This is a genomic window from Motilimonas thetidivivens (assembly GCF_046452435.1).
Lineage (GTDB): Bacteria > Pseudomonadota > Gammaproteobacteria > Enterobacterales > CBDFNC01 > Motilimonas.
Genome location: NZ_JBKFDK010000006.1, coordinates 46,013 through 67,328, shown reverse-complemented (window position 1 = coordinate 67,328; position 21,316 = coordinate 46,013). Strand labels below are relative to the sequence as shown.

Sequence of the window (21,316 nt, the reverse complement as noted above, 5' to 3'; positions counted from 1 at the left end):
TATTCGACTAAAAAAACACCACTTATCGCTCAAACACATTCCTTCTTTCACCCTGAGGCAACAATGCGCGAGCCTTAAAATGACATACCAAGCGATAAGCAAAAGTCTTGCGTTGCTCACATTAGGTTTCTAGTTCATTGATATATAATGAAATAACTCTTGCCCATTTTAGATTAAGTATGACTAATTAGATATTAATCTAGGGGGAATGCAGGTAATGATTTGATAATAAAAGGAAAAAAATGGAATTTATCATTTGGCTACTCATAATTTATCTAGCTTACCGACTGTATAAATACAAAAAGACGCCTTCTCCACACTCATCAAACAAAAAAATGTTACAACCAACCTCCATTAAAACTGAAACATCAGAAAATATAACAACTTATACACCTAAAGTCACATCTGACGCCTCCTCTGTTGTTATTTCAAGTTCAAATGTAGCAACGAGTTTAGACGGCGACGACTTTGCCACTTTTACAATTCACACGAGCTTTGGCCGAGAGCCAGAAAAAACAACTAACAAACAAAAAGGTCGATGGGTAAGTGAAGATGAACAACTTTCTGTTAATGGAAGACAGTTAACGAAAGGCTTTTTCTACTTTGGTGGAGTAATGAATTCACTAGATGGTTACGGTATAGAGCCATCTCTAGTGGATGATAAACGCCCGGCTTCAAGTACCTCGGTAGATTCAGAAATATACACTGATGAATCCTTAGGGTACTGGCCAAGTTACGCTTCTTTGTCTAAAGGCTGTAGAGGCGCTTACCTAGATTGGCTCGCCTCAGATCGCTCAAACCCCAATACGCCAATTGGTTATGTCTTCATCTATTTCTATGGGTTTGAAAGAAGAGTCATAGAAAACAAATCCAATAGTCAAATATCTGATGAAGAATACATAGCAATATTTGAAGAAGTGTTACGTCTCCATACAGTTTTCAACGCAAACCGTTCTTTCAGAGGATACTCTGCTAATTTCCTCGAACTAATGTCCCTTCAAAGACCCGCCTTATTTGAAGATAGACTGTCAGATATACCAGAAACTAATGATGCATTGTCATTCAAAGTTAAACTTGCAACAACTATAGCCAATGGAAACCCTGTAACAGCTCTCTTAGCTTTAGAGTGGCTAAAAAATACATTCGAGTACTCACTAAAAACTCCCGCCCGTAGATGTGAAGAAGAGTTTAGCCAGCTTTTCCAAATTAGATTTTCTGAAAAGTTTGGCGACGGAATTACCGTAAAACCCAATAAAACTAAACTGCGACTTTCATACAATGCGGCAAGTAATGGTGTGCATGGGGTTGATTTGGAGTTGGGTGACTTACCAGATCCAAGTATTCTCAAAGGCCCAATTAAAAAGCTCATTCCTGTTGCCGAACAATGTACAGAAGAGTTAAGCAGCTATAGCCGTTACTTAGGAAAAGCAGATACCTCAAGGAGTGATATTGCAGCGTTGCTGTTATTACCTAAAGAACTGGCAAACGAAGTAAACTCACCAGTTATAGAAACATTTAAGTCTTGGGCAAATCAGATAATTAGTTCGAATGATGGACTAACCACAGTCAAGGATTTCTGGACTCATACAGGTACGCCTCTCCCTAAGGCGTTTAATAAAAAAGAAAATGAACTAGTCGCTAACTTGGCTGCTAAGGCTGAAATAGGTATTGCGCCAGACCAACGTTTTCACCATGCAAAATTGAAAATCGATGACAACATTGTGCTCTTCTCACCGGGCCATGGAGAATTTTTTGAGCCAAGCTCGGCATTCAACCAAGTAAGTTTGGCAATTAGGTTAGGGGCAATGGTCGCAACGATAGATGGTACTGTAGATCATCATGAAAAAATCGCCTTACAGACGTTGATAAACCACGATGACAAACTCTCTCCTTCTGAAAAGAACTCGTTAAATGCATATTTAACTTGGCGTCTAAATGCCCCTGTAAATAATACGGGGTTGAAAGCTAGGATTGAAAAACTCGGAGTTCCACAGGTGGAATTCTTGAAAAAATTCATGCTTTCCATCGCTTTTGCTGATGGAAAAATCGATGCTTCTGAAATTAAGCAAATTGAAAAGCTATATACCTCGTTAGGTCTAGATAAATCACTCGTTACAAGTGACATTCATGCCTTTGCCTCCAGTAAACAACCTATCTCAGCCACATCTAAAGACGTTTCAATTGATAAAAGTACGTTTCAGTTGGATGAAGGTATTTTGGCTATGCATGAAAGTGACACCAACGACGCAAAGAGTATGCTGGAAAGTATATTTGCCGTTGATGAAGAACCTGAACTGGAAGTGAGCTCCACCGCTGATGTCGATGAAGGAGGCTTAGATAGCCCTTACAAAGAACTTTTTGAAACTTTGATAGCTAAAGAATCGTGGCCACGTAAAGAAGTTCATGAATTGTGCGGCAAACTAAACCTAATGGTTGATGGCGCATTAGAAACTATTAATGACTGGGCTTATGACAAAGTCGATGCGCCAGTTCTAGATGACGATGGTGATATCTATGTCGATCTAGAAATCGTAGAAGAATTGAAGGGATAAATAATGGTTGCAAAAAGAATACGAGCTAAAGAAAGGGATGCAATTATCCAATCTCTGAAGTCAGGTGTGACTCCTAAGATTGGAATCCAGCATATCCAAGTAGGTCGAGTAAATGAATTAAAAGCTCTGATCCAAGACATTGATCGGATTTCAGATGGAGGTTCAGCTTTCAGGCTCATTATTGGCGATTATGGTTCTGGTAAAACATTCTTTTTAAGTGTTGTACGCGCTATTGCTCTAGAGAATAAGCTTGTAACCGTCAATGCGGACTTATCTCCTGATAGACGTATTCATGCATCGGCTGGCCAAGCTAGAAACCTTTACTCAGAGCTAATGCGTAACATGGCTACTCGCAACAAACCTGATGGTAATGCTTTAACCAGTGTAGTTGAAAAGTTCATCACAGAAGCAATGAAAGAAGCTGATACTTCAGGAAAAAGTATAAATTCAATTATCCATGAAAAATTAGCATCACTTTCTGAACTCGTTGGCGGTTATGATTTTGCTAAAGTTATTGAGGCTTATTGGATAGGTCATGAGAAAGATGATGAGATACTAAAAGCTAACGCCATAAAATGGTTACGAGCAGAGTATTCAACTAAAACCGATGCCCGAAATGACCTAGGTGTTCGAACAATTATTTCAGATACATCTTTTTATGATGCGCTGAAATTAATGAGTTTATTTGTCAGACAAGCTGGCTACCAAGGGCTTCTAGTTAACTTAGATGAGATGGTAAACCTGTATAAATTGAACAACACCACTGCGAGAACTTCTAACTATGAGCAAATACTCCGAATTCTAAACGATTGCTTGCAAGGAAGCGCTGAGCATTTGGGTTTCCTTCTCGGTGGAACCCCTGAATTTCTTCTAGATCCACGTAAAGGCTTGTATAGCTATGAAGCGCTGCAATCTAGGTTGGCAGATAACAGTTTTGCTAAACAAGCGGGCGTGATTGATTATTCGTCACCGGCACTACACCTCGCTAGCTTAACCCCTGAAGAACTCTATATTTTGCTTAAAAACTTGCGTCACGTTTATGCTGAAGGTGACGAAGCAAAGTACTTGGTTCCAGACGAATCTCTCAAAGCGTTCTTACAGCATTGCAGCCAAACTATAGGAGATGCGTATTTTCGAACGCCACGTAACACCATTAAAACATTTTTAGATATGCTCGCGGTGATCGACCAAAACCCGCAAATTGCGTGGCACAGTCTAATCTCATCAGTAGCAATTAATGAAGATAAGCCTTCCGATGTTGAACTCGAAACTGAGAACAATGAAGATGGATTTGCTGACTTCAAACTATGATTGATAAACATGAAAAGTTAGACCATCGGGTTCAGCGCTGGATATTCAAACAAGGTTGGACTGGCTTACGAGAAATACAATGCCTTGCTATTGAACCTATATTGTCTGAAAAGACAGATGTGCTGATCAGCGCTTCAACTGCAGCAGGAAAAACAGAAGCATTTTTCTTGCCTGCGCTCAGCGCAATCGCATCTCAGGAAACAGGTGTAGGGATCCTTTACGTTAGCCCTCTAAAAGCCCTTATAAATGACCAAGATAGGCGCTTAGAAAGTCTGTCTGACCTGTTAGAAATACCGGTTACGCCCTGGCATGGTGATAGCTCACAGGGCCGAAAGAAGAAATTAAAGGCATCACCATCTGGTGTCGTGTTAATAACACCTGAGTCATTGGAGTCATTACTCATCAGAGACTCAGGCTGGATAAAAGCTGCATTCTCTAATTTGAAATATATCGTTATTGACGAGTTTCATGCCTTTATTGGCTCTGAGCGCGGCCATCACTTACTCTCTTTACTTCATCGACTAGAACATCTACTTGGAAGACTAGAAACACCAATCCCGAGAGTAGCTTTGAGTGCAACGCTTGGTGAGTTAGAGAAAGTACCTCTATCACTTCGCCCTAATCGCTCTTTACCTTGCAAAATCATCAAAGATACACATTCGACTTCCACCTTGAAGGTTCAGGTAAAAGGGTATGTAAACCCTGCTAACTTAGAAGCCGAGTCTTCCAATGATGCCGAATATACGATCTGCCAAGATTTATTTAAATTTTGTCGCGGCGGAAATCACCTTGTGTTTGCAAATAGTAGGAGCCGTACAGAAAGCATTGCGGCTACATTATCTGACTTCTGTGAAGAAAAAATTGTACCGAATGAATTTTTTCCTCACCATGGCTCGCTATCTAAAGATCTTCGAGAAAGCTTAGAAAAGCGATTGCAACAGGAGCATTATCCTACCACAGCGATTTGCACAATGACTCTTGAACTAGGCATTGATATCGGCAAGGTCAACTCAGTAATTCAAGTAACAGCCCCCCACTCTATTTCAAGTTTACGTCAAAGAATGGGACGCTCAGGAAGACGCGGTGGAGCCTCAATATTGCGAATGCTCATCGCTGAAGCTGAATTGACAAAGGACTCTAGCGTCATCGACAAACTGAGATTGGAACTTATCCAGTCTTTTGCCATGGTCAGACTTCTTATCGGCAGTAAATGGTATGAACCAGCTGATACATCACTTTATCACTTCTCAACACTCCTTCATCAAGTACTTGCTGTTACTGCACAATGGGGAGGAATTAGAGCAGAGCAATTATTTAGTTTGCTCTGTAAAGATGGTCCTTTTCAAAACGTTGATGTTGAAAACTTCAAAGCACTACTTGTCCACATGGGTAAAACAGAACTCATAACTCAGTTAGGAAGTGGTGAATTGGTACTTGGCCTTTTGGGAGAAAAGCTGACAAGCCATTACTCGTTCTATGCTGTTTTTAAAACGCCTGAAGAGTTTCGGATTGTATGTGGAACCAAATCACTCGGAACGCTGCCTGTAGATTCATTGGTATTAGAAGGGCAGCATATTGTTTTCGGAGGAAAACGTTGGAAAGTAAACGACATAGATAGCGAAAAGAAAGTTATTTATGTGGTGCATGCAAAAGGTGGCAAGCCGCCTAAATTTGGTGGTGCTGGCTTGAACATACATGATGTTGTCCGCCAAGAGATGTTCCAAATATTAAAAGACGCTGACTACAGAATTTCAGTAGGTGATCACAAAGTCGACTTCGCTGATTCAGCCGCACGAGAACTGTTTAGTGAGAGCGTCCAATATTTCAAAGAAGCTAAGTTATCAAGCGAACCTTTAATTCAGGTAGGAAATACAACATACATATTCCCATGGCTTGGAGACAAAACGGTAAATACTATTGTTGCCTTGCTAATCCAACATGGCTTTGAAGCTGGTGCATTTGCAGGTGTCATAGAAGTAGAAAAAGCGTCATTAGAAAGTGTTCGCGTAACATTGCTCAAACTTGCTTCAACGGAACTCCCAACAGAAACAGAACTAGCACAACAAGTACTAGAAAAACGTATAGAGAAATTTGATGAGTTTTTACCTGAAGATATATTATCTGCTGGATATGGAACTAAGGCATTTCAAATAGCTGGTGCGACAGCTTGGTTCAATCAATTTAAGGCCTGAGAGAGCATGAAAAAACAAACTAGCCTCTTCAATGGGGCATAACCCATGGCCTGTAGAAAATTAACTTGCTCAGTGAACGCAGCAATTCCCTAAGCAATCTCAGCTCCTTGTGCCGTAAAACTCAAATTATAATTCGCCGAGCAAGCTCAGCTCCTACAAGGGAAATATCGTGTAGGAGCCGAATTCATTTGGCGAATATGCGCTTACTCCTCACCGAGGAAACCGCCCGTTTGATGTGACCATAGCTGGGCATAGATGCCACCCGCGGCAACCAATTCCTTATGGCTGCCTTGCTCGGCGATTTCACCTTTATCCAGTACGATCAGTTTATCCATCGCGGCGATGGTCGATAAACGGTGTGCAATGGCGATAACGGTTTTACCTTGCATTAGTTTGTAAAGACTGGCTTGAATAGCCGCTTCTACTTCGGAGTCCAGCGCCGAGGTGGCTTCATCTAAGATCAATATCGGCGCATCTTTTAACAGCACTCGCGTAATAGCGATACGTTGGCGCTGACCGCCGGATAACTTCACACCGCGCTCGCCGACATGGGCGTCATAACCCGTGCGGCCACTTGGATCCGTTAGGCCTAAAATAAACTCATGGGCTTCGGCTTGCTTGGCGGCGGCGATCATTTGTTCTTCTGTTGCATCGGGGCGACCATAAAGTAAGTTCTCGCGCACCGAGCGATGCAATAAGGACGTATCTTGAGTCACCATGCCGATTTGACCGCGTAAGCTGTCTTGTTGAATATCACGAATGTCTTGATCATCCACCAAGATCCGCCCCGATTCCACGTCATGAAAACGCATCAACAGGTTTACCAAGGTAGACTTACCCGCACCGGAGCGACCGACTAGGCCGATTTTTTGCCCCGGCTTAATAGTGAACGACAAGTTGTTAATCACCCCTTTATCTTCACCGTAGTGAAAGCCAACCTGATCAAATTTGATTTCACCCTTATCCACCACGATTGGCTGTGCACCGGCTTTATCTTGAATTTGTAACGGCTTAGACAAGGTGTTCATGCCGTCGGTGACGGTGCCCATGTTTTCAAACAAGGCGCTCACTTCCCACATGATCCACTGCGCCATGCCGTTTAAACGCAGCGCCAACGACACCGCAATGGCAATGGCCCCCACAGTGATCAAGCTGATCGACCAAAGCCAAATAGATAAAGCGGCAATGGTAAAGACCAGTAAGTAGTTTATGCCATTCACTGCTAAGTTTAAGCCCGTTGCCAAACGCATTTGCTTGTAAACCGTGACCATAAACTCATCCATGCCTTCGCGGGCATATTCGGCTTCGCGATTGGTATGAGAAAACAATTTAACCGTGGTGATGTTGGTGTAAGAATCAACAATGCGTCCCGCCATCATAGAGCGGGCATCGGCTTGCTCGGCCGAGATAGCACGAAGCTTGGGCACAAAATACATTTGAATGCCGACGTAAGCGACAAACCAAACCAGCATAGGCAACATCAAACGCCAATCGGCCGAGGCCACCAGCACTAACATAGAAGTAAAGTACACGCTGACGTACATCAGTACATCAAGCAGTTTCATCACGGTTTCACGCACTGACAGCGCGGTTTGCATCACCTTGGTTGAAATACGCCCCGCAAAATCATCGGCATAAAACGACACACTTTGTTTTAACAAAAAGCGGTGCGCCAGCCAGCGAATTGACATGGGGTAATTCCCCAGCAAGGTTTGGTGTACCAATAATGAATGCAATAAGCCCACCACAGGTAAGGCCACCAGCAATACTAAACTCATATAAATCAGGGTACTGGATTCTTCAGCCAAAAAGGTATCTGGGTTTTTGTCTGCCAGCCAATCCACCAGTTGCCCCATAAAACTAAACAGCGACACCTCTAAAATAGCAGCCAAGGCGGTCAACAAGGACATCAACAATAATGGCGTCCACATACCTTTGGTGTAATGGCGGCAAAAGGCAAATAACCCGCTAGGGGGTTGGGTCGGCTCTTCCGGTGGAAAAGCGGGCAACAGGCGTTCAAAAAAGCCAAACATGGGTGCTCCTTAGATTGAATGAGCAAAAGAATGGAGGCAAATTTGGCTGTTTTAGCCAAAAAAGGTGAACTTGTGATAATAATCTAATTTTGCCGAGAGGATCTAACTAAAAATGCGCTAAATCGGTTCGATTTTTTCAATGACAGCATACCGTTATCTATAACCAACATACTGTTTACAAGGCTTTCTCAGCAACCTGTGGGGCTATAATTCATAGCCCACGTAATGAGAAAGCGAGCAAACACACCAAATGATGAGTTTAGCAATATCATTTTATGAGCCTAAGCAAATAGTTTTACTTGTGTCGTTTTTTCGCAACGGGCATACTTGGCGCCGAAAAAATAATAACTGAGCTAACAGAATTAGCCAGAATGCACACAACAACACAGCTAATCCGCTCGATTGAGCAAGGTGGTTAACCACCCAAGCACACGAGCAAGGATAAACCTTACTTTAGGGATGATTCGATGTTTAATGTAAACGAATATTTTGATGGCAAAGTAAAATCAATCGCATTCCAAGGCCAAGACCTACCTGCAACGGTAGGCGTTATGGCACAAGGCGAGTATGAATTTTCTACTGCTGCAAAAGAGTACATGACCGTAGTTAGCGGTAGCCTAACCATTAAACTTGCTGGCAGCGATGCTTGGCAAACCTTCAAAGACGGCGAAACCTTTGAAGTAGCAGCTAACTCTAGCTTCCTAGTGAAAGTAGACGTAGACACAGCTTACCTTTGTAAATACGAAGGTTAATCGCTGCGCTACTCGCAGGATAAGAAAACGGCAGCCTAGGCTGCCGTTTTTGTTTGCATTAACTTCATAAGCCTTGGCTATTGTATGAATAAGTAGCAAAACGTCATTTTCAGGGATGAAAACGCAGAGCGTATAGGGATATATACACCGCGTTTTTGCGGATTATTCATACTATGTTGCCCTTTCAGTTATTTACGCATTTGCTCACGGATCCACTTACCCGCAGGCTTTAAGTTCGCCTCGGTCCAAGGGCCATCGTTGCGACAGGTACTTTGCTGCCACACCGCACCACTGCGAAAATCATCTGAGTAGTTCCAGTTAACCCAGCTAATTTGCTTGGCGTCCAAAATATCCAAATACGCTTGTGCACTAACAAAGTCATTATTGCCATCGCCGGTGTAAGTTTGGGTACCAAACTCGGTCACAAATAACGGCAACACTTCACTCGCTGCACTTAGCTGCTGGCGGTAATAACCATCATGGCTTGCCGCATAGAAGTGGAAGGTGTACATCACGTTGTCAAACGGCACCGGATTTTTCACTATATCTTGATAGCTAGCGCCATCCGATACGCCCAAACTTGCCCAGCCGTGAGTTCCAACCAACACCACGGCATCGCTATCAATGGCGCGGATCACCGGAATGATCTCGGTGGCATAAGACTGAATACGATCCCAACTCACTTTGTTTGGCTCGTTGGCAATATCGTAAATGATATTGTTACGGTCTTTGTTGGCCGTAGCGATATCGGTAAAGAAGCGTTTTGCATTCTCTAGGTTGTAGTTTGGATCGCCCGGATCAAGTTGGTGCCAATCCACCAAGGCATACATACCGCGCTCAGCGGCTTCGGCAATCAAACGGTTCACTTGCTCGGTATAACCTTGTGGGTCGGTTTCATAACCGCCTTCTTGTACATATAGCGATATCCGTAAAATATCAGCCTGCCAATCTTTAGCGAGTGCGTCTAAGGATTTCTCGGTTAAACAGTTGTTCCAGCCGTACCATTGTAAGCCGTGACTGCTCATGCCTTTTAACTGGATTGGTTGCTGCTTTTCGTTACAGAGTTTAGTGCCACAAACTGACAACTGACCATTAATTGCAACGGGCGTGTCTGTGGTATTGCCACCGCCTGTATCGCCGCCACCGGTATCTCCCCCGCCAGTGTCGCCACCACCTGTGTCACCGCCGCCCGTATCTGTGCCTGTTGAGCAGCTACCTTGCTTGCTCCACACTTGCCATGGGCCTGAGTTTTGCAAAGGATCGGCGCCTTTCGTCCACCAGTTAGCTTTATAAACTTGGCCTTGATGATCAATTAGGCTGCCACTGCCATAAGCCACATTCGCTTGCCAATCATCGGTGGCATCACAAGATGGGCCGCTTGTGTCAGTACCACCACCTGTATCTGTGCCGCCGCCCGTATCTGTGCCACCACCTGTATCCGTGCCACCACCTGTATCCGTGCCACCACCTGTATCCGTGCCGCCGCCCGTATCTGTGCCACCACCATTATCCGTGCCGCCGCCTGTATCTGTGCCGCCGCCGGTATCCGTGCCGCCGCCAGTATCCGTGCCTGCATCGCACGCACCTAGATCGCTCCAAGCACCATCGGCCGCCCAGCCGACACCCGGCTCATAAGGGCCATCGAGTGCGCACCAGCCCGGCACTTTACATTGGAATTTATTACCTTGATGGGTAACTTGTTGGCCTTGGGTATATTCGCCCTTACCTTGGTAAGCTTCAACACCCGAGCAATCTGCTGCGGCGACGCTGTGGCTAAATGCCATAGCAACACCGAGTGCAATCAGTGATTTGTTCATACATTCATCCTTGAATAAAATACGTTTTAAGTTGCTTTATTTTTAAGCAACACCATCAGTTTACGAAGGATCAAAAATTAATAAACAACCAATGATGGGATATGCGATCAGTCGCATAATGTGGATCTATCTTTGAATAACCAAATCGCTTAAATAGCAAACGAGTCATTGGGCCCCAAGCCATTTTTATATGGTCAATCTCACAAGGATGAAAAAAAATACCCACCACAGCCAATATGCACTTTATTGCATATTGATTTTGCGTATCCTAACCAAACTATTTGACACCTTTGGGCAGGATCATGGGTATTACCCGCTCCGTTATTTTTATTGCCGGTGGCCTTCTCAGCGCAAGCGCAGTGGCACAGCCGAACTTAATCAATAATCCTTGGCTAATATTTAGCGAAGACTTTGAACAACAAGCCGATTGGGTGGCCGGTTACCCCAACCCTAATGGCGTGGGTCTGCGCCCCTATGCCAATCCAGCTCCGCCGGGTTGGACCATTATTCGCACCGACCCCGCCTATGCCCCCTCTATGGGGGATACGGATCGCCATGAATCTATTGAAATCGGCGCTTTTGCAGGCAAGGCCCGCAGCGGCGAGCGCTCTGTGGTGTTTTATCGCGATGCTAAATCCGAGCCCAATTGGAAATGGTGGTCCGATGGCATCTTGGCGAAAAAATTCGACCAAGAATACGAAGAAATTTATGCCGAGTTTTACATTAAATGGGCACCCGAAAGTGACCATCCAAAGTCGTTAACCAAACTATTTCGCATCCTTTATACATGGGGTGAAGGCGGAGAAATTTTCAAAGGCTTTCGTGATGGCTTTAACGGCCCCATTGCGGGTTGGAACTATGTGCACAATAACTATGGCCTGCGCAACACCATCTGGCTGCGCGGATATCCGCCCGCAACCCATTACTACCTAGAGAGTAACCCAGTAAAAGGGCTGCCGCGGGAAATACTCAGCGGTGACATGAGTTTAAACTTTGACAATAACCTCACCGACTTAAATCAAGATCGCGTTATAGATAATCCTAATATCAAGCTAGTAGGCATGAAGTCGGGTTTGCTACTGCCTCAAGGAGGTGAGCAAGGCATGATCCATCCCACTGAATTTTTTGGTGATGAAACCATCACCGGATGGCGCAAAATGGCCTTTTACGTGAAGATGAATTCAGCCCCCGGTGAGGCAGATGGCCACTATGAACAATGGATTGATGACCAGCTGGTGTTTGCCAATTATCAAATTGCTTGGGTGGGTGCCGACGCAGACAAGATGGTGGGCTGGAACGCCATTAAGCTCGGCGGCAATGATTATATCGACAAAACCCTACCCGATAGCCTGCGATATGAAGATTGGTATGCCATGGATGATTTAGTGGTGATGACCACACATCCCCATACCCCAGCAGCACCCAGCCAATTTAGTGTAACCCGACAGCCATAAGGATATGTTCATGCCAACTCATTGTATTTTGCGCCCCGTGGCGCTTATTAGCCTAAGCTTGGCCTTAATCGCTTGTGGTGGAGGCGGTGGAGAAAGTAATGACTCCTCAGCTAACGATGGAACCAGCCAGCCAAGCATTACGCCTTCCATCACACCTTCATTAGCGCCATCGGCAGAGCCCAATTTGTGTGAAGGATTACCCGAAGGTGAGCTGCAAAGTCGCACCCGCTATCAAGCCCCTGTGGTGATTGCTCCTGAAGTTTGCCAAAGTGAGCAGCAAACGAGGCTATGTGAGCAAGGCGCGTTAACACCTTGGACTGGCAGTTTTGAATTTAGCCACTGCGAGCAACAGCAGCCCGACAATGCCAGCTTACCCTTGTGGCAAATCAGCGACATGCAATACCTTGGCGGCTTTCGTTTATCATCAGGTAAATTCGGCGACTCAGCTTACCCTAACTTGAACTACTCGCCAGCGGCGATTGCATTTAATCCCAACAATCAATCCCTGTTTGTGGTCGGTCATGACTATGAGCAAGGCATCGCCGAGTTTGCCATCCCCGAGGTGGTAAACAGTCGCGATCCCGCCGACTTTAATGTGGGCGATCAAGCGCTGCAAAATTTCGCCCCCTTTCATAATACCGACCGCGTCGATACCGGCATCGACAACTGGTTTAGGGTCAATGGCATGTATTTACTCGACGGTCAGCTCATCGTTAATTACATGAACTGGTACGATGCCGGCGGCGGCGAAACCGACACTTCGGTGCGCTTTGTCGATGCCAGCGATCTGGCCAATAGTGAAATGCACGGTCCGTATCAACTTGATGGCGCAGCCCATGTCGCAGGCTGGATAACAGATGTGCCCGAAAATTGGCAAGCTGACTTTGGTGGCACCCATATTTCAGGTCATGCCCACGGCTCTATTCACAGTCGTTTGTCGACTGGGCCATCGGGTTTTATTTGGTCGCCCAGACAAACCATGCTGCAACAAACCAATGGTCCTGTTGCCACCGAAGCGGTGCTCGATTTTCCTCATCGACGTGCGCAAATGCTTTATGACAAGACCATTTATGGTGATATGAGCATCAGCGTGCAGGATATTTTGTACAACGAAGACAGACAAAATCAGCTGTGGACCGCACTCAGTGAAGCCGCCTTTGGTGTCATTATTCCCGGTACCAATACGTATCTCACCATAGGCAATTCTGGTGGCCATGAGTCTGGCATCGGTTATAAAGCCACCCAAGATAACGGTAATTTATGCGGCGGACCTTGTAGTTTGGCCGCCGCTGATAACTACAGCTATTACTGGCTGTGGCGCGTCACCGACATGCTAAAAGTGAAAAATGGTGAAATGGAGCCTTGGGATATGCGCCCATATGACTATGGCAAACTCGACAGCATCGGCCTGATTAACCTAAAAGGAGGCGCTTATGATGCCGAGACAGGCAAACTCTATGTCGCCTTTAAAAACGCCGACACCCTCAACAATTATGCTCGTCCACCGCTCTTTCTTGTTTATCAATTACACCAGCCAGGAGGCTAAATGAAATCCTTATCTACTCTATTATTGCCACTGGCACTGCTAATCTTAACCGCCTGTGGCGGAAGCTCGAGCGACAGCGATGAAAAAACCGGTGAAAACACACCTACCGTAGCACCGACGGTAATAACAAGCGTAACGCCTTCGGTATTTCCGACCTTAACACCAACACTTGTTCCAAACGTGACACCGAGTATTGCCCCAACTGTGATACCTACGGTAACATCAACCCTGGCACCAGCCCCAACGCCTACAGTAATACCAACCGTGGCACCAACCCCAACGCCTACAGTAATACCAACCGTAGCACCAACCCTAACGCCTACTGTGACACCCTCCCTAACACCTACAGTTACGCCGACAGTGGCTCCAACTCAAGAGCCTGATACACCAGCAGTAACCGAGCGTTATTTAATTGAATGGCAAACGCCCGATTCACGCATTGATGGCAGCGAACTGTTGCCCAGTGATATAGCCAGCTACACCTTGCGCTGGACCAACAGCCATACTCAAGCCTCGGGGGAAGTGAGCATTGCAGGCGATCAAACACAATGGCAAATCGAGCTGCCCAAAGGTGACTATCAATTTGAAATAGCTAGCCTTGATAGCAATGGCCGTATCAGCCAATTTGTCAGCGCCCAATAACGAGGTAAAGCGATGCGATATTTCATTAGTTGTTTGCTGCTCATTACCAGTCTAAATGGTTGGGCTGCGCCAGCCCCTCATTTAGCCTTTAGTGATTTAGTTTCAGGGCCCAATGCAGGCTTAGGCGACGGTTTGGGAGAAGGGGCGATCGTGACGGTGTGGGGTTATCGTTTAGGCGATAATCAAGGCACCGTCTCGATCGTTGACCAACAAGGTCAATCTCACCCCGCCGCACACATCTACTACTGGAAAAAAGCCGATGGCCAATTGCCCAGTGGCCCAGCCGATTTATGGACATCGCATCAACTGTATGAAGTCGCTTTTTCGATTCCCACAAGTGTAGGACTTGGTGAAGCAAGTATTCGCCTTGTTGATGAAGCGGGTATTAGCAGTGACAACACCCTGCCCTTTACCGTACGTGAAGGTAATATTTATCATGTAAAGGCGGGCGGTAATAACCAAAACAGTGGCAGCTTTGACGACCCGTTTCAAGTGATTAATGGCATGACCTATGGTGCCCGCGCGCCGGGTAATCGTTTATTACAAGCAGGTGATATCGCTTATTCCCACGGCGTAGAAGAGATCCAAGAGCAACACCCTCTTAGCGGCGGTCAGTCCCTTGGCGCAGGCCTTTGGTTAGTCGGCCTTGAAGGCACCCAAGAAAAACAAATCGCCATTGCTAGCTATCCCAACACCCAAGCCCTTGCATCTGGGCCAATGAGAGGCATTTACCCGTATTTAAGCCGCGGTATCGTTATCTCCAAATATAAGGTGCTGGCAGGCAACCAAGAAGACATGGGCAAAGGCGCGCCGTATCAAACCGTGCCTAACCCGCAAAATTCCACCTCACAGCTATCAACCAACCAATGGGGACGCGCTGTGGGTAACGCCATTGGTGAGCGTGACGGCACGTGTTCAAACGGTTGGTCGGGGGCTATCGTCGGGGGCGGCGCAAGCAACGACAACTTCAAAGCCTTTGGTAATCAAATCACCGACATTGGTTGCGATCAAACATCACATTTTCAGCACACCACTTATTTAACCATACGTACTCCAGCCGAGGGCAACGAACCCATTAGTGGCTGGGAATTTGGCTGGAACCACTTAAACGATAACAAGGCCAAATTTGGTCTGCATTTTTACGATCAACTGAACTATGGCTATGATCTCTGCCGCGGCTTTAAACCCGGCAGCGTGCTAAAGGCGCACAACAACTACATAGTGAACCAAAAAGGCTCGGGGATTAACATTCACACCTACAGCCGCACCTACACAGACAGCAACGGAGTACAACAGCGCCCTGCTTGTTGGGAGGTGGATGCACAGGTGTATAACAATGTCATCATCAACGCAGGCCTTGGCCCCGTGGCAGAGGAAAACAATGGCACCTCTCCTTACGGCATCACCTTAGGCGGGGGCATCAAGGGGCACTTTGATGTCTACAACAACACCATTTATGATGTCTCCGATGAGTCCTCGCGCACCTATATCCGCGGCGGCAAACCCAACCATGTTGAGCCTAAAGCCATCAGCATGGGCACCGACCAAGGCGCGACCTTTAGTGTCAGCAACAATGTTATCCGCGTCAGTCATCCCATGCCCTATCTCACTTACGGTAAACGCGGTGATGCGCCAAGCTGGATAAAAGTAAGCAACAACTTACTCTATAACACCACCAGCGACAGCTGGAGTGACAAAGATCGCGCCCACTTTACCGAATGGCTGGATAGCAGCGATGAAATTGCCGATCCACAAATTGCCAGCTTAACCCCAGCCAGCCTAGAGCAAACCTCCCCCGCGCTCACTGGCGGCAGCGATAGCGTAAACCTTAGCCATGACTTTCTCGGTCAACCCGTGGCCTCGCCAATCCATCGCGGCGCATTTGCCTCGTTTGTACTGGCGCAACCAAACCCGCCAAAGCAAGTGAGGGTTACCAAGCTGTAGAAGTTAAGATGAGGAGGGATCTGCTGCTTTGTGGCAGACCCAGTTTTGTCAGAGCTACCGTTTTGTGGGAGCCGCAGTCATGCGGCGATTAATTACCAAAATCGCCCATTACTGGGGCGCCTACAAGCCCCACACTAACAAGACACCTTCCTATTGGGGAAAACAAAAAAACGCCAAAATTAAGCTTGGTATTTTTTTAACCACCGCTGTAATCGAGACTCCAACGAGCGAAACTGCTTCACCAGTGCCTCATCGACATCGACTTTAAGCCGTTTTTTCTCTTTAACTAAGTGTTTCAGCCTTTCCTTAATATGCGCCACGATCAATGGAGAGTTACGAGCTAGGGAACAAGATTCAGCGATATACTCCTGCAAGAGGTTGTTTTCCAGCCAATCGATCGGCTGCTCATTATCTAGAAATTCAACAATGTCACCCGACTGGGATGCAAGGGCAACCTTGAGCGCCTCTAGATGCCAATCGGTTTGATAACAACTTGCAAAGGCAGTGATATCATTGTGCTGCGCTGCTTGTAAGGCACATTCTTTAGGGCTGAGCTCATCATAAAAGCCTTGGGGCGCGACAACCTTAGCCCCATGCTGTTGCAAATATTCACATAACATTCGGAGGTGGGGGTGTTGCCATAACGGCGAACCATTCGGCGTGACTGAGGTTATCTGATCGGGAAAGTGCTCAAGCAATAAACGCATCTTGCGATAGCCATCGTCGTCACAAGCTTTTAAAGCATAGTTAAATACCGACATCTCGGGCTCTCGAGTAAATGTGGTATAGCCCGCTGCAATAAAGTATTTAAGGGCAGCTACACTGCCTGAAGTGATTATCTGACTAAAATGATCATCGCCTTGATCGTATCGAGTATTACGAAACTCTGGAATAACCTGATGTTTAACGAGGTGGATCAGCAGATCACTATGCGCATGCGTGTTGATTAAGCAAGTTCGCCAATTATCTCCATAAGTCATGCGTGAATAATCCACATGGGGCAGGTAGTCGTACACCTTATCGAATTCGTATGCCTCTAATAAGCGCAAACATTCCACCGTAGGGTCGGCCACCTTATGCTTTTGGTAGAAAGCCTTAAATTTAGCGGCGGTTGTCTTTTTGCCATCCAGTATGTATTGATTTTTTTCACGATAACCATCAGCAAAGGTGGTCAGCTTTATGCCATGACTAACATCAATTTGAGTTGGCTTGACCACTTCAATGAGTTCATGCATAGGGAATTTCGAGCCCAAGCAATTTATTTCTAGCTCATTGGTGAAACAATCAAAACCTTCAATATTGATGTCTTGATCGCCGGTCGCATTATGACAATCAAATAACTCTGCCAACACGTCACTTAAGTACTGACCATGGCGCTTTGGGTTTAGCTGATAAAGACGGGCTGCATCGGCAGGCTCGGGTAGCAAAATATTCACTTGGTAATAATTCATAACACATCCAAACATCACTCAAACAAGTGCGACTATCGCGCACCGTTAAAGAAGCACCATAACAAAGCTTCTGTCCCTAGCAGCAGAGTAAAAACGAAAGCTAGGGGCAACACAACAACAAAATGATTAAAATTTGACACCTGCCCAACTGTGGCAGCCGCAGTCATGCTGCGATTTATTTAGCCCTTTTTGCTTACTAGGATGTTTACGCCTGACACAACCTAGCAAAAACGAAAAGAGAGCTTGTTATGACCCCTGCTACCAACCGGATTTTTACCGTCTCGGCTTTGTCTTTGGCTCTTTGGGCTTGCGGCGGTCATACCCCCGCTAATGACAATCAATCAAATAACGCTAACCCAGCTCATGCTGAACCTGCTCATGTTGAAAGCAAAGAGACCAAACAACACAATGAAGATCAACTGGTCGAAGGCATTAACACCTTAATCGACATAGCCTCACCAATCATGACAGCCAAAACCAGCCATCTGGCCATTCAAAAAATGCCCATCGCACCGGATGTCATACCAATGGCAGAGCAAAATAGAGAAAATTACGCCTCACAAGATGAGCAAACTGTTAAACGCGTGGCCGATGAGCCTGTATCTACCTTGTCCACCGATGTGGATACCGCCAGCTACACCAATGCGCGCCGCTTTTTGAACCAAGGCCAACTCCCACCCACCGACGCCATACGCGTCGAAGAGTTTATTAACTACTTTGATTACGGCTGGCCACGCGCCAACAGCCTAGCCAAGCCGTTAGCACTAGACACCGAATGGATGCCAACGCCTTGGAATGCCGACACCCAATTAATGCGGGTGTCGCTGCAATCCTACCAATCCAGCCTCGATCAACTTGCGCCGATGAACTTAGTGTTTTTGCTGGATGTGTCAGGCTCCATGAGCGATCCCGATAAACTGCCCTTAATGCAACGCAGCTTTAACCTGCTGGTGGCGCAATTGCGCCCACAAGATCACGTCAGCATAGTGGTTTATGCGGGCGACAGTGGCGTGGTACTTGAGCCCACCTCTGGCGATCAAAAGGCCACTATCAATGCCGCGATTAATCAGCTTAAAGCTGGCGGCAGTACTCATGGCAGTGCCGGCATTGAATTGGCCTATGAACTTGCCGCCCAGCACGCTAAGCCAAACAGTTTAAACCGGGTGATAATTGGCACCGATGGCGACTTTAACGTTGGCACCACAGGTATTGACGCCCTCAAAGATCTGATCGAGCAAAAACGCGACAGCGGCATCTGTTTAAGCGTGCTGGGATTTGGCACTGGTAATTACAACGACCATCTGATGGAAACCTTGTCAAATCATGGCAACGGCAATGCGTTTTATATCGACAGCTTTAATGAAGCCAGACGCATTTTTGCGGACCAATTAACGGGCACCCTGCAAACCGTGGCCAAAGATGTCAAATTGCAAGTGGAGTTTAACCCCGCTTATGTCAGTGAATATCGCTTGATCGGCTACGAAAACCGTGTGTTAGCCCAAGAGGACTTTAACAATGATCGCGTGGATGCTGGCGATATGGGCTCAGGTCACAGCGTCACCGCGTTGTATGAAATAGTGCCAACCGCAGGCAATTTCCGCTTTAACGATCCACTGCGCTATCAAAGCCAAGAAAAAGCACCGTCTCAAGGGCAAACTAATGGCGAATGGGCGCATGTCAAAGTGCGTTATAAACAACCCGATTCAACTCAATCCCAACTGATCACCATGCCCGTGCATGCTCCTACTCAAAATCCAAGTAAGGATATGCAGCTGGCAGTGCACGTAGCTGGCTTTGCCCAGTCACTGCGTCACAGTCGTTATTTAAATGATTACACCCTAATGGATGCGCTAACAGGCGCGGAGCAAGCAGTAAAGGGGCACGAAGATAAGTGGGGATATCGCCAAGAGCTGATCCAACTGATCCGCAATGCGCAGGCGACTCAGTAAGGCCTCAATCGTTATTAACCTGACTTTCTAGGCCAGCCTTAGTCACTATGACTAGTCGTTGGCTTAGTAAGGAATTTATTGACTAATACATACGGCAACAAACTCACGAAGCAAACGAGCAACATGTGCCAAAATGAGTCCCAAAAAAGATTGCGCCATAGCCAATTTATACTCAATAAAAACATATCGTTTCATTGTGAATTGATTACTCGCTTTTTACGCAGGATCTAAGGTGATCACCAATCGCTTTTGTCCCTTTTTCAGTTGTGGCGAACGATGCACCACGCCCTTGGCTGGATTGTCGTGCCAAGCTTCCCCTTTGAGCAATAACACGTCACCAGGCTGAGCCGTGTAAATATCACTTGGTTGTTGAAGTAATCCCGATTCCTCGTCGCTTAAGCCCTGACTGCCCCAACCTAATTTGCTGCGATTAAGACAGGCATTGTCTAACCATTGCGTGCCAAGCTCGGTGTAACTTGTCACTAAGCGGCATTGCACTTTATCGGTATGAAACCTTGGACACATCGCCGTTGCTAAGGTGGCCAAGCGCACCCCTACGTTGTCGCAATCCATCAAACAACTAAACATATCTACTAATAACGCGACGTCAGCGCAAAATGCTTGCTTACCTATACCGTCAGGTAGCGCCTGCGCGAGTGTGGACGTTACCTCATCTGGACTGAGTGTTCTCGCAAAATTAATGTTGAGCTGATTAACTTGATGGGCATAACCTTGTATTTCTGCACTAAGCTGACGCTGCCAATTAATCAAGTTAAATTCTGGACAAAACAGCTGGGTCAAAATGTCAGGAGTGACACCTTGAACAAAGCTTGTCTGAGGTAAATGTTCTCGATTAGATAGCGCCATTTTATTGCTCCATTTGGCTTAATGGCGCTGGCAATAACGATGATGACAAATGCATATTCATAACGTGCGCAGCAATTAGGAAAATTGAGCCAATAACCGTAAACACTAACTCCATTGGACCATGGACAAGCGCACTTGCCACTAATCCCATGACACCAATACCGGCTATCCCCATTAGTAATACACTGCCCGTTTGCCGCCACGTTTTAGGGAAACTTAATGCCGCCATTAGCAAGGCAAAAACAAGAAACACTCGGTGCGGCCATTCCGAGGCTAATGCAAAACCAAATACTTCTGAGCCAACCAGCAAGACCAAAGCAGGCGTCAGTAAACAGTGGCCTAAACATAAACCCGAAAACATCATTCCTAATTTATCCGCCAGAGACTTGTTTATTTTTCCGGATGTGATTTTTGCTGTTTGGTTGTCCATGATAAACCCGATCAATTGATATGTTATAATATAACAAAAACTCTATGTTAATTTTGGCTTATGATCAAGCGTTACCATCAACAGAAATAAACGATGCAATAAAGAGGTGCGACCTAGCCAACAGCAGGGCAAATTCAAGCAGAAAGGGAATATAAACTAAGCGCAAAATCTGCGTCTAAAGACACATCCACTACATAGATGTTCAGCTACACTAGAACAACTAAATGGAGGAACCAACCTATGTTAACCGATAAATATGTTTGGCTTGCTGCTCTGATAGGCATTTTTGCTGCTGTGGTATTTCACTTTTATTAATTCATCTCTACTTTGGATTCATCCCCCTTGCGCCGCACATTAAGGCGCTCTGCATAAAGGT

14 protein-coding genes are annotated in these 21,316 nt (G+C 46.0%); 9 read left to right on the top strand and 5 right to left on the bottom strand.

Features of this window, described 5'->3' with window-relative positions; all coding sequences use genetic code 11:
* Positions 1–242 precede the first annotated feature (242 nt).
* The 3 genes from ACK8OT_RS06465 to ACK8OT_RS06455 are packed head-to-tail and all read left to right on the top strand — an operon-like array spanning position 243 to position 6,055.
* Positions 243–2,552: a tellurite resistance TerB family protein gene (locus ACK8OT_RS06465; RefSeq protein WP_410195681.1), complete on the top strand. Its 2,310-nt coding sequence runs from the start codon at positions 243–245 to the stop codon at positions 2,550–2,552.
* A 3-nt stretch (positions 2,553–2,555) separates the two neighbouring features.
* The gene (locus ACK8OT_RS06460; RefSeq protein ID WP_410195680.1) at positions 2,556–3,863 is read left to right on the top strand and encodes an ATP-binding protein; all 1,308 of its coding nucleotides are present in this window, start codon (positions 2,556–2,558) and stop codon (positions 3,861–3,863) included.
* On the top strand, positions 3,860–6,055 hold the full coding sequence (locus ACK8OT_RS06455; RefSeq protein ID WP_410195679.1) for a DEAD/DEAH box helicase: 2,196 nt from the start codon (positions 3,860–3,862) through the stop codon (positions 6,053–6,055). The genes ACK8OT_RS06460 and ACK8OT_RS06455 overlap by 4 nt, the downstream gene beginning before the upstream one ends.
* A gap of 203 nt (positions 6,056–6,258) precedes the next feature.
* Here ACK8OT_RS06455 and ACK8OT_RS06450 read toward each other — a convergent pair whose 3' ends face one another.
* Complete coding sequence (locus tag ACK8OT_RS06450; RefSeq protein ID WP_410195678.1) at positions 6,259–8,088, bottom strand: ABC transporter ATP-binding protein; 1,830 nt, start codon at positions 8,086–8,088, stop codon at positions 6,259–6,261.
* Positions 8,089–8,555: 467 nt separating this feature from the next.
* On the opposite strand from ACK8OT_RS06450, the gene ppnP reads away from it, so the two are divergent.
* Entirely contained in the window at positions 8,556–8,840 is a 285-nt protein-coding gene (ppnP, locus tag ACK8OT_RS06445; protein WP_233072609.1) for a pyrimidine/purine nucleoside phosphorylase, read from the top strand.
* Positions 8,841–9,028: 188 nt separating this feature from the next.
* Here ppnP and ACK8OT_RS06440 read toward each other — a convergent pair whose 3' ends face one another.
* Positions 9,029–10,657: a cellulase family glycosylhydrolase gene (locus tag ACK8OT_RS06440; protein WP_410195677.1), complete on the bottom strand. Its 1,629-nt coding sequence runs from the start codon at positions 10,655–10,657 to the stop codon at positions 9,029–9,031.
* Between the two features lie 302 nt (positions 10,658–10,959).
* Here ACK8OT_RS06440 and ACK8OT_RS06435 point away from each other — a divergent pair, with 302 nt between their 5' ends.
* The 4 genes from ACK8OT_RS06435 to ACK8OT_RS06420 are packed head-to-tail and all read left to right on the top strand — an operon-like array spanning position 10,960 to position 16,243.
* A complete protein-coding gene (locus tag ACK8OT_RS06435) occupies positions 10,960–12,111 on the top strand; it encodes a hypothetical protein (RefSeq protein ID WP_410195676.1) in 1,152 nt (383 codons plus the stop codon).
* A 10-nt stretch (positions 12,112–12,121) separates the two neighbouring features.
* Positions 12,122–13,657 (top strand): hypothetical protein, encoded by a 1,536-nt coding sequence (locus ACK8OT_RS06430; protein ID WP_410195675.1) that lies wholly within the window; start codon positions 12,122–12,124, stop codon positions 13,655–13,657.
* The gene (locus ACK8OT_RS06425) at positions 13,658–14,299 is read left to right on the top strand and encodes a hypothetical protein (RefSeq protein ID WP_410195674.1); all 642 of its coding nucleotides are present in this window, start codon (positions 13,658–13,660) and stop codon (positions 14,297–14,299) included.
* 12 nt (positions 14,300–14,311) lie between these two features.
* Entirely contained in the window at positions 14,312–16,243 is a 1,932-nt protein-coding gene (locus ACK8OT_RS06420; RefSeq protein WP_410195673.1) for a hypothetical protein, read from the top strand.
* A 179-nt stretch (positions 16,244–16,422) separates the two neighbouring features.
* Here the strand turns inward: ACK8OT_RS06420 and ACK8OT_RS06415 are convergent, their stop codons facing one another.
* A complete protein-coding gene (locus ACK8OT_RS06415; protein WP_410195672.1) occupies positions 16,423–17,694 on the bottom strand; it encodes a hypothetical protein in 1,272 nt (423 codons plus the stop codon).
* 248 nt (positions 17,695–17,942) lie between these two features.
* Here ACK8OT_RS06415 and ACK8OT_RS06410 point away from each other — a divergent pair, with 248 nt between their 5' ends.
* A complete protein-coding gene (locus ACK8OT_RS06410; protein ID WP_410195671.1) occupies positions 17,943–19,643 on the top strand; it encodes a vWA domain-containing protein in 1,701 nt (566 codons plus the stop codon).
* Between the two features lie 216 nt (positions 19,644–19,859).
* On the opposite strand, the gene ACK8OT_RS06405 is transcribed toward ACK8OT_RS06410, so the two are convergent.
* Entirely contained in the window at positions 19,860–20,510 is a 651-nt protein-coding gene (locus ACK8OT_RS06405; protein WP_410195670.1) for a DUF1826 domain-containing protein, read from the bottom strand.
* Position 20,511: 1 nt separating this feature from the next.
* A complete protein-coding gene (locus tag ACK8OT_RS06400) occupies positions 20,512–20,940 on the bottom strand; it encodes a MerC domain-containing protein (RefSeq protein ID WP_410195669.1) in 429 nt (142 codons plus the stop codon).
* Positions 20,941–21,316 lie beyond the last annotated feature (376 nt).